The 14,785-nt window shown below is 62.6% G+C and carries 13 protein-coding genes; 3 read left to right on the top strand and 10 right to left on the bottom strand.

Annotated features, from left to right (window positions below):
• Positions 1-171 precede the first annotated feature (171 nt).
• On the top strand, positions 172-1,203 hold the full coding sequence (locus ACIGJE_RS17390; RefSeq protein WP_394308948.1) for a cysteine synthase A: 1,032 nt from the start codon (positions 172-174) through the stop codon (positions 1,201-1,203).
• Between the two features lie 8 nt (positions 1,204-1,211).
• Positions 1,212-1,925 carry an alanyl-tRNA editing protein gene (locus ACIGJE_RS17385; RefSeq protein ID WP_311938482.1) on the top strand — a complete coding sequence of 238 codons (714 nt, stop codon included), beginning with the start codon at positions 1,212-1,214 and terminating at the stop codon, positions 1,923-1,925.
• A 41-nt stretch (positions 1,926-1,966) separates the two neighbouring features.
• Here the strand turns inward: ACIGJE_RS17385 and ACIGJE_RS17380 are convergent, their stop codons facing one another.
• The 9 genes from ACIGJE_RS17380 to coaD form a co-directional block, all read right to left on the bottom strand.
• Positions 1,967-2,728: a hypothetical protein gene (locus tag ACIGJE_RS17380; RefSeq protein WP_311938477.1), complete on the bottom strand. Its 762-nt coding sequence runs from the start codon at positions 2,726-2,728 to the stop codon at positions 1,967-1,969.
• 103 nt (positions 2,729-2,831) lie between these two features.
• Positions 2,832-4,625: an ABC transporter ATP-binding protein gene (locus tag ACIGJE_RS17375; protein WP_311938475.1), complete on the bottom strand. Its 1,794-nt coding sequence runs from the start codon at positions 4,623-4,625 to the stop codon at positions 2,832-2,834.
• A gap of 456 nt (positions 4,626-5,081) precedes the next feature.
• The gene (gene msrQ / locus ACIGJE_RS17370) at positions 5,082-5,711 is read right to left on the bottom strand and encodes a protein-methionine-sulfoxide reductase heme-binding subunit MsrQ (protein WP_311938473.1); all 630 of its coding nucleotides are present in this window, start codon (positions 5,709-5,711) and stop codon (positions 5,082-5,084) included.
• Positions 5,711-6,652 (bottom strand): protein-methionine-sulfoxide reductase catalytic subunit MsrP, encoded by a 942-nt coding sequence (msrP, locus tag ACIGJE_RS17365; RefSeq protein ID WP_415081186.1) that lies wholly within the window; start codon positions 6,650-6,652, stop codon positions 5,711-5,713. The genes msrQ and msrP overlap by 1 nt, the downstream gene beginning before the upstream one ends.
• 181 nt (positions 6,653-6,833) lie before the next feature.
• Positions 6,834-7,985: a tRNA guanosine(34) transglycosylase Tgt gene (gene tgt / locus ACIGJE_RS17360; protein WP_415081184.1), complete on the bottom strand. Its 1,152-nt coding sequence runs from the start codon at positions 7,983-7,985 to the stop codon at positions 6,834-6,836.
• Positions 7,979-9,037 carry a tRNA preQ1(34) S-adenosylmethionine ribosyltransferase-isomerase QueA gene (gene queA, locus ACIGJE_RS17355; protein WP_415081182.1) on the bottom strand — a complete coding sequence of 353 codons (1,059 nt, stop codon included), beginning with the start codon at positions 9,035-9,037 and terminating at the stop codon, positions 7,979-7,981. The genes tgt and queA overlap by 7 nt, the downstream gene beginning before the upstream one ends.
• 189 nt (positions 9,038-9,226) lie before the next feature.
• Positions 9,227-9,697, bottom strand: a complete 471-nt coding sequence (locus tag ACIGJE_RS17350) for a peptidylprolyl isomerase (protein WP_068295034.1) — start codon at positions 9,695-9,697, stop codon at positions 9,227-9,229.
• Between the two features lie 96 nt (positions 9,698-9,793).
• Complete coding sequence (locus tag ACIGJE_RS17345; RefSeq protein WP_376717694.1) at positions 9,794-10,336, bottom strand: peptidylprolyl isomerase; 543 nt, start codon at positions 10,334-10,336, stop codon at positions 9,794-9,796.
• Positions 10,337-10,378: 42 nt separating this feature from the next.
• Complete coding sequence (coaD, locus tag ACIGJE_RS17340; RefSeq protein ID WP_311938464.1) at positions 10,379-10,897, bottom strand: pantetheine-phosphate adenylyltransferase; 519 nt, start codon at positions 10,895-10,897, stop codon at positions 10,379-10,381.
• A 595-nt stretch (positions 10,898-11,492) separates the two neighbouring features.
• On the opposite strand from coaD, the gene ACIGJE_RS17335 reads away from it, so the two are divergent.
• Positions 11,493-11,774: a hypothetical protein gene (locus tag ACIGJE_RS17335; protein WP_415081179.1), complete on the top strand. Its 282-nt coding sequence runs from the start codon at positions 11,493-11,495 to the stop codon at positions 11,772-11,774.
• Between the two features lie 143 nt (positions 11,775-11,917).
• Here the strand turns inward: ACIGJE_RS17335 and gyrA are convergent, their stop codons facing one another.
• A complete protein-coding gene (gene gyrA, locus ACIGJE_RS17330) occupies positions 11,918-14,647 on the bottom strand; it encodes a DNA gyrase subunit A (protein ID WP_415081177.1) in 2,730 nt (909 codons plus the stop codon).
• Between the last annotated feature and the right edge of the window lie 138 nt (positions 14,648-14,785).

Here is a 14,785-nt window from a genome sequence, read left to right as displayed (position 1 = left end):
TGCTCTGGCGATGATCGATGAGGCGGGTCGGTGATGACGGGCCCGCCTGCCGGGGCGAGAGCTATCATGGCACCGCGGCTTGGAAAACCCGTCGTCGGCATGCCTCTCCCCTATGCCGATCAGAAAAGTCGGGTTAGGGTCGCATCCCCTCCAATCAGCAGACGATCACACATGGCTTTCCGTACCGGTCTCGTCGATGCCATCGGCAATACCCCCCTCATTCGCCTCAATCGCGCGTCCGAGCTGACGGGCTGCACCATTCTGGGCAAGGCCGAGTTCATGAATCCGGGCCAGTCGGTAAAGGATCGGGCGGCGCTCTTCATCATCAAGGATGCGGTGGCGCGCGGCGCGCTGAAGCCCGGCGGCACCATCGTCGAAGGCACGGCCGGCAATACGGGTATCGGCCTGGCGCTGGTCGCCGATGCCATGGGCTTTCGCACGGTGATCGTGATTCCCGAGACCCAGAGCCAGGAAAAGAAGGACATGCTGCGCCTGGCGGGAGCCGAACTGGTGGAAGTACCGGCGGTTCCCTATGCCAATCCCAACAATTACGTGAAGGTCTCGGGCCGGCTGGCAGCCGAACTGGCGAAAACCGAACCGGGCGGCGCGGTCTGGGCCAACCAGTTCGACAATGTCGCCAACCGCCAGGCCCATATCGAGACCACGGCGCCGGAAATCCTGGAGCAGACCGACGGCAAGCTCGACGGCTTCATCTGCTCGATCGGTTCGGGCGGCACGCTGGCCGGCGTCGGCATCGCCCTGAAGGCGGCCAATCCTGCCATCAAGATCGGCGTGGCTGATCCGATGGGGGCCGCCATGTATTCCTGGTTTACCGATGGCGAGCTGAAATTCTCCGGTTCGTCGATGTCGGAGGGCATCGGCCAGAACCGGGTCACCAAGAATATCGAGGGCGCGCCGGTCGACCTTGCCTATCAGATCCCTGATGAAGAAGCGGTGCCGTTGGTTTATGATCTGTTGCAGGAAGAAGGGCTTTGCGTGGGCTTGTCGACCGGCATCAACATTGCCGGTGCCATCCGCATGGCTCGGGAACTCGGGCCCGGCCACACCATCGTGACCATCCTGTGCGACCATGGCTCGCGCTATCAGTCCAAGCTGTTCAATCCTGCGTTCATGCGTTCCAAGAACCTGCCCGTGCCGGAATGGCTTGAAAAGCGTTCCACCATCAAGGCTCCATTGGAATAGGTGACGACATGGCGACAGACCTGCTGTTCAGAGACGATCCCTACAGCCCCGGCGCCAGCGCTACGGTGATCGGGCTGTCGCAACATGGCATCATCCTGGATCGCACGGTCTTTTATGCCATGGGTGGGGGGCAGCCCGGCGATGTCGGCACCATGACATTGTCGGATGGGCGTACCATCGCCATCACCAATACGGTCTGGAACGACGAGACCAAGACCGAGATCGCCCATGTGGTGCCGCCGGAAGGATTGCTGCCGGCTGTCGGCGACACGGTCGAACTGGCGCTGGACTGGTCGCGGCGTTATGCCCGCATGAAAGTGCATACCGCCTTGCATCTGCTTTCGGTCGCCCTGCCCTACCCCGTCACCGGCGGATCGATCGGCGATGGCGAGGGGCGGCTCGATTTCGACATCCAGGATGCCGGGCTCGACAAGGATGAGATCGCCCACAAGGTCAATACTATGATCGGCCAGGGCGCCGAGGTCAGCGAACGCTGGATCACGGATGCCGAGCTCGACGCCAATCCTGGTTTGGTGAAGACCATGTCGGTCAAGCCGCCGCGCGGCTCCGGGGTGATCAGGCTGGTCGAGATCGAGGGCCTCGACCTGCAGCCTTGCGGCGGCACCCATGTGCGCAACACCGAGGAGATCGGCCGCATTGCGGTGACGCAGATCGAAAAGAAGGGCAAGCAGAACCGGCGGGTGCGTATCGCCCTGGCTTGACGGTTCGCTCATAGCCGACCAGCGGATGCCGTTCGGTCAGATCATGGTGCCGCACCCACGACGTCTCGGGCCTGAGAAAAGAGCGCGAAAACGTCGTCGTCTTCCTCCTGGTTCATGGCCGTGTCGAAACGGGTATAATGGTCAGGGCTGCACAGCCAGGCGACACAGAGACATTCCTGATCCGGAACGTCGGCCCAGAAGGCGTTGGTGAGTTTGGCGAATCCGACTTTCCGCTTTGACCAATGCAAATTGGAAAGCGTGTTCGCCAGCCGGATGGTCGCTTGCCGAGACTGGTCGGCCTGCCACGCCGACAGGATGGGAGGCAGGTAAGCACTTCCTCGCGCAATGGCGCACAACACATCTTCGATTGCGTGGCATTGCCATTGCGGATTTGGGAGCCCAGCCTGCCAGGATAATTCGGCCAGGGCCAGGAAATAGCGATCGATCAGAGCGATCTTCTCCCTGCTCCAATTGTGCCGATAGTCAGCACCACGCGTGCCGAGATGATTGAAATTGCACTCGAACCCACCCGTGCCGAGTTGATGCCCCTCGGCGGAGAGCTCGAGCAAGCGCGGCAGGAAATGCTCGGTTTCCTCTGCATTCAGGCACCCGTTGAATGCCGCACCATAATAGGCTTGCATCAGCGGGGCGGGAATGGCCTGGCGCGGCGTGCGGATCAGCAGCGCCTGCTCGTCGGCGGTGACGCAACAGCCCGTGCAGACATTCTGCAGCTGTGCTCCGAAACGGTGGGGCGGAAACAGTTCATAGGCCTCGGCAACGACGGCGCGCAGTGTTTCGTTCATCGAAGTGAGGGCCTCCGCCGGCAGCAATGTTCGGTTGCCTCGCCAAGGATTGGCTGGCGGGACGGGGCACGCCTTGCGCCCCATCCCTTATCGTCTCCTAATCCTATGCCGCCCAGCCCTTGGCGAGTTCCAGGGCCTGGCGTTCGAACAGACCGCGATAGATGCCGTCGGGGTGGCGGATCAGGCTGGCGTGATCCCCCTCCTCGACGATCTTGCCCTTGTCGAAGACAAGGATGCGGTCCATCGCCTGCACGGTCGAGAGCCGGTGGGCGATGACGATGGTGGTTCGCCCCGCCATCAGCCTTTCCATCGCCTCCTGGATCAGATGCTCCGATTCCGAATCGAGGCTGGAAGTCGCCTCGTCCAGGATCAGCACCGGCGCATCCGCCAGGAAGGCCCGGGCGAGCGCCACGCGCTGGCGCTCGCCGCCGGACAGCTTCACGCCGCGTTCGCCCACCATCGTGCCATAGCCCTTGGGCAAGGCCGAGATGAAGGCGTGCGCATTGGCAAGCTTTGCCGCGTGCTCGATCTCGGCCATGCTGGCGCCGGGCCGGGCATAGGCGATGTTTTCGGCAAGCGAGCGGTGAAACAGGATCGGCTCCTGCTGCACGATGGCGATCTGGCTGCGCAGGCTGGCCTGCGTCATGTCGGCGATGTCCTGGCCGTCTATGGTGATGCGGCCGGCATTCACATCGTAGAGACGCTGGATCAGCTTGACGAAGGTGGTCTTGCCCGAGCCCGACCGACCCACCAGGCCGATCTTCTCCCCTGCCCCGATCTCGACGGAGAAGTCGCGATAGAGAGCATCGGCATGGCCACCATAGTGGAAGGTGACATGCTCGAAGGCGATGCGTCCGTCCGTGATCATGGCCGGCATGGCATCATGCCTGTCCTTCACGCCCATCGGCTGGTCGTAGAACGCCACCAGTTCCTCCATGTCGTTCACCGAACGCTGGAGATTGTGGATATGCATGCCGATATCGCGCAGATAACCATGGACCACGGCATAGCTGGTCAGGACCAGCGCGACGTCACCGACGCCGGCCTGTCCGCGCGCCCATAACCACAGCACCACGCCCAGTACCGCGGCTCTCAGCCCCAGTAGGAACACGTTCTGGGCCGTACCGGCATTGGTGCCGCGCATCCAGGTGCGATTGGTGCGCGAGCGCCATTTGGCCAGCACGGCCGTCAGCCGGGCATCCTCGCGCGTTTCGCCGCCGAAGGCCTTCACCACTGCGTTGCAGGTTACGGCGTCGGCAAGGGCACCGCCCACGCGCGTATCCCAGCTATTGGCCAAGCGCGCCGCCGGCGCGACATAATTCACCGACAGCACCACCGTCATCGCCACGAAGGCAATGGAACCGATGAGAACCACCAGGCCCAGCATCGGCCAGACCGTCGCCAGCACCACCGTCGAGCCGAGCAGGACGAGGATGGAGGGCAGGATGGCCACCAGCAGCGTGTCGTTGAGCATGTCGAGTGCCCACATGCCGCGGGTGATGCGCCTGACCGTCGAACCGGCGAAATTGTTGGCGTGCCAATCGGTGGAGAAACGCTGCACGCGCGCGAAGGCTTCGCGGGCGATCGTGCTCATCATCCGTGTGGTCAGGATGGTGATGGCATAGAAGAACAGCTGCCGGCAGCCCACGGCAACCGCACCGAGGACCAGCATGGCCCCAAGCGCCCACCAGGCCTCGCTTGCTCCACCAAGGCCGGTGGTGACGGCATCGACCATCTGGCCGGCATAGATTGGCACGACCACTTCGGCGACCGTTGCCACGCCGACGGCGATTACGATCAAGGTCACGAGATCGGCCTGGCTGCGCCAGTGATCAAAAGTGAATCCAAGCACAGCCGCCATGGGATTGCGGCCGGGCTCTTTGCGAGAAAGAGTCATCGGGGTAACCGGCGCAGCCCCGCGCCGTCTCCAAAATGCAAGGCGCACACGAAAGTGCGGCGCAAAATATGTTCAGGAAAAAGACCCGGAGGGTGTTCGGGAGAAAAGGACGCGACCTAACGCGTCAGGATCTCATATGGCCGAACGTTCGACACGTGAGCGAGAATCAGAAATGTGGTCATGCAATTCTCCCTCATGCTGGGTGTGAACCGGGAAGGGCAACCTAGGGGCAGATTCGCGCGAAGGCAACCGATTTTTTCGGCCGATCCGATGTGCTGCTACCCCTCATCCCCCTGCCGGGACCTTCTCCCGCAAGGGGAGAAGGCATCTCATCTGGCAGGTGGTGAGCCATTTGAAAGCTGTTCCGCTGACGCGCCGTATCCCAATCCTGTTCCTTCTCCCCTTGCGGGAGAAGGTCCCGGCAGGGGGATGAGGGGTGACAGCGCGTTGCTTGCATTACGTTGATGCAACCCGCCTTGCGCTTGCCCGACGCTTGCCGATCATCGGCCACAACAGGCGCCAGGCCAGCAATACGAGCACGATCGCCGCATAGACCAGCGGCTCGATCAGCCAGACCTTCTTGATCATGATGAAATGCAGCGCTCCGAGCGCGATGGCGGGATAGACGAGCTTGTGCAATTTCGACCAGGCCTTGCCGCCGAGCTTGCGGATCGACCAGTTCGTCGACGTCAATGCCAGGGGCACGAGCAGGGCGAAGGCGGCCATGCCGATGGTGATGTAAGGACGGCGCAGGATATCCTGGACAGCCGCGTGGAGATCGAGGCCGCGGTCGAGCCAGAGCCACACGCTCAGATGCAGCAGCACGTAGTAGAAGGCCACCAGGCCAAGCGCGCGCCGATAGCGCAGGAGGTTGACGCGCAGGAGCTGGCGCAAAGGCGTGATGCAGAGGCAGGCGATCAGGAAGCGCAGGGCCCACAGCCCCAGCCCCCATTCGAGCTGGGCGACGGGATCGGCGCCGATACGCCCGCTGAAGGCAAGATAGAACAACCACACGGCCGGCAGCATGCCGACGACGTAGATGAGCCATTTGAGCACGGCTTGCAGGCTGGCGCGCGAGGGTTGCATCAGTAGTTGGCCTTCAGATCCATGCCGGCATACATTGCTGCTACCTGTTCGCCATAGCCGTTGAACATCAAAGTCGGCTGCCGGCCGGCCAGCAGGCCTGCACCGATCCGACGCTCGCTCGCCTGGCTCCAGCGCGGGTGATCGACCTCAGGGTTGACGTTGGAATAGAAGCCGTACTCGCTCGAGTTCTCCAGGTTCCACGAGGTGGACGGCTGCTTCTCGACCAGGCTGATGCGCACGATCGACTTGATGCCCTTGAAGCCATATTTCCAGGGCACGACCAGGCGCAGCGGCGCGCCGTTCTGGTTTGGCAGCGTTTCGCCATAGAGCCCGACAGCCAGCATGGTGAGCGGGTTGAGCGCCTCGTCGAGGCGCAAACCCTCGACATAGGGCCATTTCAGGGCCGGGAAGAAGGCCGACTGGCCCGGCATCTCCGAGGGCCGCACCAGCGTCTCGAAGGCGACATATTTGGCGCTTCCCTGGGGCTCGGCCTTCTTGATCACGTCGGCGAGCGCGAAACCGAGCCAGGGAACCACCATCGACCAGGCCTCGACGCAGCGATGGCGGTAGATGCGCTCCTCGAGGCGATAGGGCTTGATGAACTCCTCCAGCGCATAGGTTGCCGGCTTGTTGACGAGCCCATCGACCTTGATGCTCCAGGGCGTGGTGGTCAGCTTGCCGGCATAGGCGGCCGGATCGGACTTGTCGGTGCCGAATTCGTAGAAATTGTTGTAGCTGGTGACGTCTTCGAAGCTGGTCTGCTTCTCATCGGTGGAATAGGCGCTCTTGGCTCCCGACAGCTTGGCTGCATCGGCGGAGACAGGCAGCAGCGCTGCGCCGGCAACGGCTCCGAGGCCGGCAAGAAAATGCCTGCGGTCGACATAGGCCTGCTTCGGCGTGACATGGGCCTCTGTGAGGTCGGGTGCGTGGCGGATCAGCATGATCTTCCCTGGTCGATGGGCGTGGACTTACTCCTCTTATACGCCTGTGCCGGGACCGATGTTTCTCACGATCACGTAAGACCGGTGGTAAAATCGATGTGCGCGATCGTGATCGGCGCGTTACCTCAGGCAGCTGCATGCTTTTGGGCTGCACCTGCGGCGAGACCGGCACACCGATAGATTACAGCCTGGCCATATCGCCCCGGGCCCAGTTTTCCTTGGTCTCGGCCTTGAAATCGGCAAAGCGCCCTGCGGCGATGGCGGCGCGCATGCCGGCCATCAGCTCCTGATAGTAGGCCAGGTTGATCCAGGTCAGCAGCATCATGCCGAGAATCTCATTGGCCTTGGTGAGATGGTGCAGATAGGCGCGGCTATAGTCGCGGGCGGCGGGACAAGACGAGGCCTCGTCCAGCGGGCGCGGATCCTCGGCATGGCGGGCATTCTTGAGATTGACCTTGCCGAAACGAGAATAGGCCAGGCCATGGCGCCCGGCACGGGTCGGCATCACGCAATCGAACATGTCGATGCCGCGCGATACGCTTTCGATCAGGTCGTCCGGTGTGCCGACGCCCATCAGATAGCGTGGTTTCTCGCGCGGCAGATGCGGCTCGACCGTTTCGATCATCTCCAGCATCACGGCCTGCGGTTCGCCGACGGCGAGGCCTCCCACGGCGTAGCCGGGAAAGTCCATGCCGGCCAGTGCCTGCGCAGAGGCAATGCGCAGATCGGGAATGTCGCCGCCCTGCACGATGCCGAAGATCGCCTTGCCGGGCTGGGTTCCGAAGGCGCGCTTCGAGCGCTCGGCCCAATCGAGCGACAGCCGCATGGCGCGCTCGATATCCTTGCGGGTCGAGGGCAGGCGCACGCATTCGTCGAGCTGCATGATGATGTCGGAGTCGAGCAGGGTCTGGATTTCGACCGAGCGCTCGGGCGTGAGGCGATGGGAGGAGCCGTCGATATGGCTGCGGAAGGTGACGCCGTTCTTGTCGAGCTTGCGCAGTCCCGCCAGCGACATCACCTGGAAGCCGCCGGAATCGGTGAGGATCGGGCCCTGCCAGCGTGAAAATTCATGCAGCCCGCCGAGTGCGGCCACCCGCTCGGCTCCCGGGCGGAGCATGAGGTGGTAGGTATTGCCCAGGATGATGTCGGCACCGAGGTCCTTGACCTGGTCGATATACATCGCCTTGACCGTGCCGGCGGTGCCGACCGGCATGAAGGCTGGTGTGCGCACGCTGCCGCGCCCCAGATGCAGGGCACCGGTGCGAGCCGTACCCTCGGTGGCATGGATGGCGAAGGAGACCTCACCGACGGTCGATGTCGAAGTTTTCAGCATGGTGCCCGCCATAGCAGACTGGCATCGCCATAGGAATAGAAGCGGTAGCCCGCGGCGATGGCATGGGCATAGGCGGTCTTCATGGTGTCGTAGCCGGCGAAGGCCGAGACCAGCATCATCAAGGTCGATCGGGGAAGGTGGAAATTGGTCATCAGGGCATCGGCGGTACGGAAGCGGTAGCCCGGGGTGATGAAGATCGAGGTCTCGTCGGCGAAGGGCTCGAGGGTGCCGTCCTCAGCGGCGGCGCTTTCGAGCAGGCGTAGCGAGGTGGTGCCGACGGCAATGATGCGCCCTCCCCTGGCCTTGCCGGCATTGAGCGCCTGCGCCGCCTCCGCGGTCACGACCCCGAATTCGGCATGCATCTTGTGTTCGGATAGATCCTCACCTTTCACGGGCAGGAACGTGCCGGCGCCGACATGCAGCGTGACGAAATGGCGGGCAATTCCGGCCGCGTCCAGCCTGGCGAAGAGGTCCGGCGTGAAATGCAGGCCGGCCGTGGGGGCGGCAACCGCGCCATCGGCCTTGGCATAGATGGTCTGGTAGTCCTCGCGGTCCCTGGCATCGTCGGCGCGTTTGGAGGCGATATAGGGCGGCAGCGGAATATGGCCGACCGTCGCGATCGCCACGTCCAACGCTGCGCTTTCCAGCGAAAAGCGCAGCGTGACCTCGCCGCCTTCGCCCTTCTCCTCGACAGCGGCGCTCAAATTCTCGCTGAATTCGATGATGTCCCCCACCGCCAGACGCTTGCCGGGGCGAGCGAAAGCTTTCCACTGGGCCGGTCCGAGACGCTGGTGCAGCATCGCCTCGATGGCGGCCCCTGCCCCGCCCGGGCGGCGGCGCAGGCCGTCGAGCCTGGCGGGGATGACCTTGGTGTCGTTGAAAACCAGCATGTCGCCTGCCCGCAGCAGCTTGGGCAGGTCGGATACGATGCGATCGGCCAGGCTGCCGTGAACCGGGCCGACTTCGAGCAGGCGTGCGTGGTCGCGCGGCTCGGCGGGGCGAAGCGCGATGTTTTCGGCAGGCAGATGAAAATCGAAATCGGAAACGCGCATGCTCAACGTCCGCGCAGCCAAATCTGGTCTTGCTTTGTCATTGGAACGTCATTGCGCGTGGGGCCAAGCAATCCAAGTCTACGCTTCATGAGAATTGGATTGCTTGGCTGCACTCGCAATGACGCCAAAAATAGGATGGGCACCACCGGATCTCTCCGGTGATGCCCGATTGCTTGTCTCAGGGCGTGCTCAGGCGATGTCGGCCTGGACGCGCATGGAGACGATCTTGTCGGGGTTCACCACCGGCTCGCCGCGCTTGATCTTGTCGACGTTCTCCATGCCTTCCACGACCTTGCCCCAGACCGTGTACTGGCGATCGAGGAACTTGGCGTTGTCGAACACGATGAAGAACTGCGAGTTGGCGGAGTTCGGCATCGAGGAACGGGCCATCGAGCAGATGCCGCGCACATGCGACTCGTCGTTGAACTCGGCCGGCAGGTTCGGGTGCTTGGAGCCGCCGGTGCCGCGACCGTCGGGGCAGCCGGCCTGCGCCATGAAGCCATCGATCACGCGATGGAAGACGATGCCGTCATAGAATTTCTCGCGGGCGAGCAGCTTGATGCGCTCGACATGCTGGGGGGCGAGGTCCGGACGCAATTCGATGACGACACGGCCTTGCGTGGTTTCCATGACGATCGTGTTTTCGGGATCAGCGGCCATCGGCACGCTCCTTTCTGTCGGAAAGCGAAGTGGAATGACGGCTAGATAGTGCCTGGCCGCCCGTCTTGCAATTGGCGAATGCAGCCGGTGCAAACCTTACTTGGCCAACTGCATCTTGATGATCTTGTCGGGATTGCTGACCATGCCGTTGTCGCTGGCATCGCCCTTCTTGATCTTGTCGATGGCGTCCATGCCCGACACCACCTCGCCGACGATGGTGTACTGGCCATCGAGGCTGGCCTGCGGGGCATACATGATGAAGAACTGGGAATTGGCCGAATTCGGATCGGAGGAACGGGCCATGCCGACGACACCGCGCACGAACTTGGCCTTGTTGGTGAACTCGGCCTTGAGGTCGGGCAGGTCCGAACCGCCGGTGCCAGTGCCGGTGGGATCGCCGGTCTGGGCCATGAAGCCCTCGATCACGCGGTGGAAGACGATGCCGTTGTAGAAACCGCGCTTCACCAGCGTCTTGATCTGCTCGACATGCTTGGGCGCGAGGTCGGGACGCAGCTTGATGGTGGCGCGGCCGTACTGGGTGTCGAGATAGACGGTGTTGGCATCGGCCTGGGCAGCCTGGGCGGGAGCCACGGCGAAGAGGCCGATCACGACGGCCAAAGCAGAAAGAATACGAAGCAAGGATTGTCTCCCTCGAAGACGGAATGGATTGCAGGGTTTGCCCTAGGGCGTCGATTTGGCGAACCGCGCCTTCAGGCGGCGCAGCACGCCTGCCGGTACGAATCCGGAGACATCGCCGCCCATGGCCGCGATCTGGCGCACAAGCGTGGCGGTGATAGGGCGCACGATCGGCGAGGATGGCAGGAAAACGGTCTGGACACCGGGTGCCAAGGCGGCATTCATGCCGGCCATCTGCATTTCATAGTCGAGATCGGTGCCGTCCCTGAGACCGCGGATCAGCAAGGTCGCTCCCACGCGCCGGGCCGCATCGACGGCGAGATCCGCAAAGGTGACGACTTCCAATCGGTCAGGGCCAAGCAACGGGCCGCAATCCTCGCGGATCATGTCCATGCGCTCTTCGGCCGTGAACAAAGGAGCCTTGCCGGGATGCACGCCAATGGCAACCACCAGTCGATCAGCCACGGCCGCAGCATGCCGGATGACGTCGACATGGCCGTTGGTCAGGGGATCGAAGGAGCCCGCATAGAAGGCCGTCCTGGGCGTCGCATGGGCTGAGGTCATGGCACTCTCATCGTTGGGGCGGGTTGTGGTTTCGTTTTGATGGGAGCGATGTTTGCCGAGAGGAAGGCATCCGATGACGCAAGCCTTGCGGCTTGGTCGCTTCGCTTGCCCTGACGCGAAATCCTGGCAGCGCTTGCCCCTTCCGTCCCACCATTTTGACCTCGTCAAACTCCAGACCATAACCGATGGCACGCCCTAAGGCTTAAGCCGAAGGTCCAGGCATCAGGAATGTTTCATTTTGGTACACTCTGCGCCGACCATCGAGGCGAGGCCCGTCTGCCGAAGGCAACGAAAATCGTTCCGATGATCGACCGCTCAGGGAACTTTCTGGCCGGCCATCGCATTATCCGGGGCACGATACAGTTCAAGCGAAATGCCTCGGAATTTGCGGTCCTACGGGCAAATCCTGCCCCCAAATCGGTTGATGCACATGGCCCTCGCTGTTCTCGTCTCCACCGTCCCTGTCGCGCAAACGCTGCCTCCGCGAGGACGGCGTGTGCGAAAGCGCACGGCGAGTCACGGTCGCATCATGGTTAATGGGTCATAAGTGATCAAACAAGGTTGAGACACACCTGAACTGATAGGATGCATGGCTATGACAACCCTTCGCCCCGCCCTGGCAATCGGTGCAAGCCTCTTCGCCCTCGCCGCCGCCTCTCTCCTCGACGTGGCCCGCATGCAGCCTCAGCAGGTTGCCGCAAGCCGCGGTGACAGGCTGAACGTTGCATCCCTCGCTGCCGATTGCAGCAAGAATTCACTCATTGCCGCCTGTGCAGGCGACGTCGCTGCCAAGCAGGCGATGCCGCCGGTGACGCTGGTCCAAGTCTACCAGGACACCGGCAAGACCACGCTGGTCAAGATCAAGCTGGCGCAATGATCCCCCCGTTTTGCCTCGCATCGTCCGCAACCTGCGGCGATGCGATGGTTTCCGCCCTCCAAGACCGCCGGTTCGGCTGATCGAAAAGCCCTTCCGGAACCTGCAAACGGCACCCTTAGTGGGTGCCGCTTTTTTTGTTGGGGCTATTCCTCGCCGCCTTCTTCGTCCTCGTCACCCTCATCGCTGACGCGCTCGACGGAGACGACTTTCTCACCCTCGGCGGTGTTGAAGACGATGACACCCTGCGAGCCGCGTCCAACGATACGGATGCCTTCGACCGGACAGCGGATGAGCTGGCCGCCATCGGTCACCAGCATGATCTGGTCGCTGTGCTCGACGGCATAGGAGGAGACCAGCTTGCCATTACGCTGGTTGACGGCCATGGCGACGATGCCTTTGCCGCCACGGCCGGTGATGCGATATTCGTAGGACGAAGAGCGCTTGCCATAGCCATTTTCGGAAATGGTAAGGATGAACTGCTCTTCGGCCGAGAGTTGAGCGTAACGCTCGGTGGTGATCTCCACCGCGGCTTCGCTCGTTTCCTCGACTTCCTCGACGCCATTGTCACCGTTTTCGGTTTCGCCGGCCACGGCGCGACGCATCTTGAAATAGGCGGACCGCTCCTCGGGGGAAATCTCGCGATGGGCGATGATGTCCATGGCGATGACGGTGTCTTCGCCCTCCAGCCTGATGCCGCGTACGCCCATGGAGTCACGCCCCTTGAACACGCGTACATCGGGCACGGGGAAGCGGATGCATTGGCCAAGGGCGGTGGTGAGCAGCACGTCGTCCGCCGCGGTGCAGATCGAGACGTCCCGGATCTGCTCGCCTTCCTCCAGCTTCATCGCGATTTTGCCGGCGCGGTTGACCTGGACGAAATCCGAAAGGTCGTTGCGCCGCACCGTGCCGGACGAGGTGGCGAACATGATGTGCAGCGTCGCCCACTGGTTCTCGTCCTCGGGCAGCGGCATGATCGAAGTGATCCGCTCGTCCGCTTCGATCGGCAGCAGATTGATGAAGGCCTTGCCGCGTGCCTGGGGCGCCGCCAGGGGCAGGCGCCAGACCTTTTCCTTGTAGACGCGGCCCTTGGAGGAGAAGAACAGCACCGGCGTGTGGGTGTTCGCCACGAACAGATAGGTGACGAAATCCTCTTCCTTGGTCTGCATGCCGGAGCGACCTTTGCCGCCGCGATGCTGCGCCCGGTAGGTAGAGAGAGGCACGCGCTTGACATAGCCGGCATGGGACACGGTGACCACCATGTCCTCTTTCTGGATCAGGTCTTCGTCCTCGAAATCGGCGTCCGAATCGAGGATTTCGGTGAGACGAGGCGTGGCGTGCAGCGCCTTCATCTCTTCCAGTTCGGTGCGAGCGATCGACATGATGCGCGCGCGCGAGCGCAGGATCTCGAGGTAGTCGCGAATCTGGTCGGCCAGTTTCTGCAGATCGTCGCCGATTTCGTCGCGGCCGAGAGCGGTCAGGCGGGCTAGGCGCAGTTCCAGGATGGCGCGAGCCTGGGCATCCGAAAGACGGTAGGTTCCGTCCTCGTTCATCGGATGCTTGGGATCGTCGACCAAAAGAATCAGCGGCGCGATGTCGCCCGTCGGCCAGTCGCGGCCCATCAAGGCCTCACGGGCTGTGGTCGGGTCGGGGCTTGTGCGGATGATACGGATGACTTCGTCGATATTGGCGACGGCGGTGGCGAGGCCGCACAGGATATGGGCGCTGTTCCGCGCCTTGTTCAGCAGATATTTGGTGCGGCGGCTGATCACCTCTTCGCGGAAATCGACGAAGGCCGAGATCATGTCCTTGAGATTGAGCAGTTCGGGCCGGCCGCCATTCAGCGCCACCATATTGGCCCCGAAGCTCGTCTGCAGCGAGGTGAAGCGATAGAGCTGGTTCAGCACCACTTCGCCGACCGCATCGCGCTTGAGCTCGATGACGAGGCGCATGCCCTGGCGGTCAGACTCGTCGCGCACTTCGGCGATGCCTTCGATCCGCTTCTCGCGCACCAACTCGGCAATGCGTTCCTGCAGCGTCGCCTTGTTGACCTGGTAGGGAATGGCGGTGACGATGATGGCGTCACGATCCTTGCGGATTTCCTCGATCGTGGCGGTGGCGCGCATGATGATCGAGCCGCGCCCGGTATTATAGGCCGAGCGAATGCCGGAACGGCCGACGATATTGGCCGCGGTGGGGAAATCCGGCCCCGGGATCAGTTCCATCAGATCGTCGATGGTGATGGCCGGATTGTCGATATAGGCCAGACAGCCGTCGATCACCTCGCCGAGATTGTGGGGCGGAATGTTGGTGGCCATGCCGACGGCGATGCCACCGGCACCGTTGACCAGCAGATTGGGAAAGCGCGCCGGCAGAACCGTCGGCTCCGACTTGGTGCCGTCATAGTTTTCCTGGAAGTCGACCGTATCCTTGTCGATGTCATCGATCATCGCCACAGCGGCTTTCGACATGCGCGACTCGGTGTAGCGCATGGCCGCCGGCGGGTCGCCGTCGACCGAGCCGAAATTGCCCTGCCCGTCCACCAGCATCAGCCGCATCGAAAAAGGCTGAGCCATGCGGACCAGGGCGTCGTAGATCGACTGGTCGCCATGGGGATGGTACTGACCCATCACGGCGCCGACGATATTGGCCGATTTGACGTATTTGCGGTCGGGCGTGTGGTTGTTCTCGTACATGGAATGCACGATGCGCCGATGGACCGGCTTCAGGCCGTCACGCACGTCCGGCAGGGCGCGGCTCACGATCACGCTCATGGCGTAATCGAGATAGCTGCGCCTCATCTCGTCGGTGATGGAAGTCGAGCGGATGTCGGACGGCTCCCCGTCATCCGGCCTCTTGTCGTTTTCGTCAGTCAATGCACGGCCTCAAACCGATTCTGCGGCGTCCTCATGGGCAAGACGCGTTTGGGAAACGCTCCTTGCTCACGCTCTTCGTTCTCGACGCGTCCTGAAGCAAAGCGCGTTCGAGCGTGAACGCCAATTTGCTCTAGCTCC

It is taken from the genome of Labrys sp. E2SS-1L (assembly GCF_057073705.1).
The sequence above is the reverse complement of the archived record's forward strand: the minus strand, read 5'-3'. Positions and strand labels throughout refer to the sequence as shown.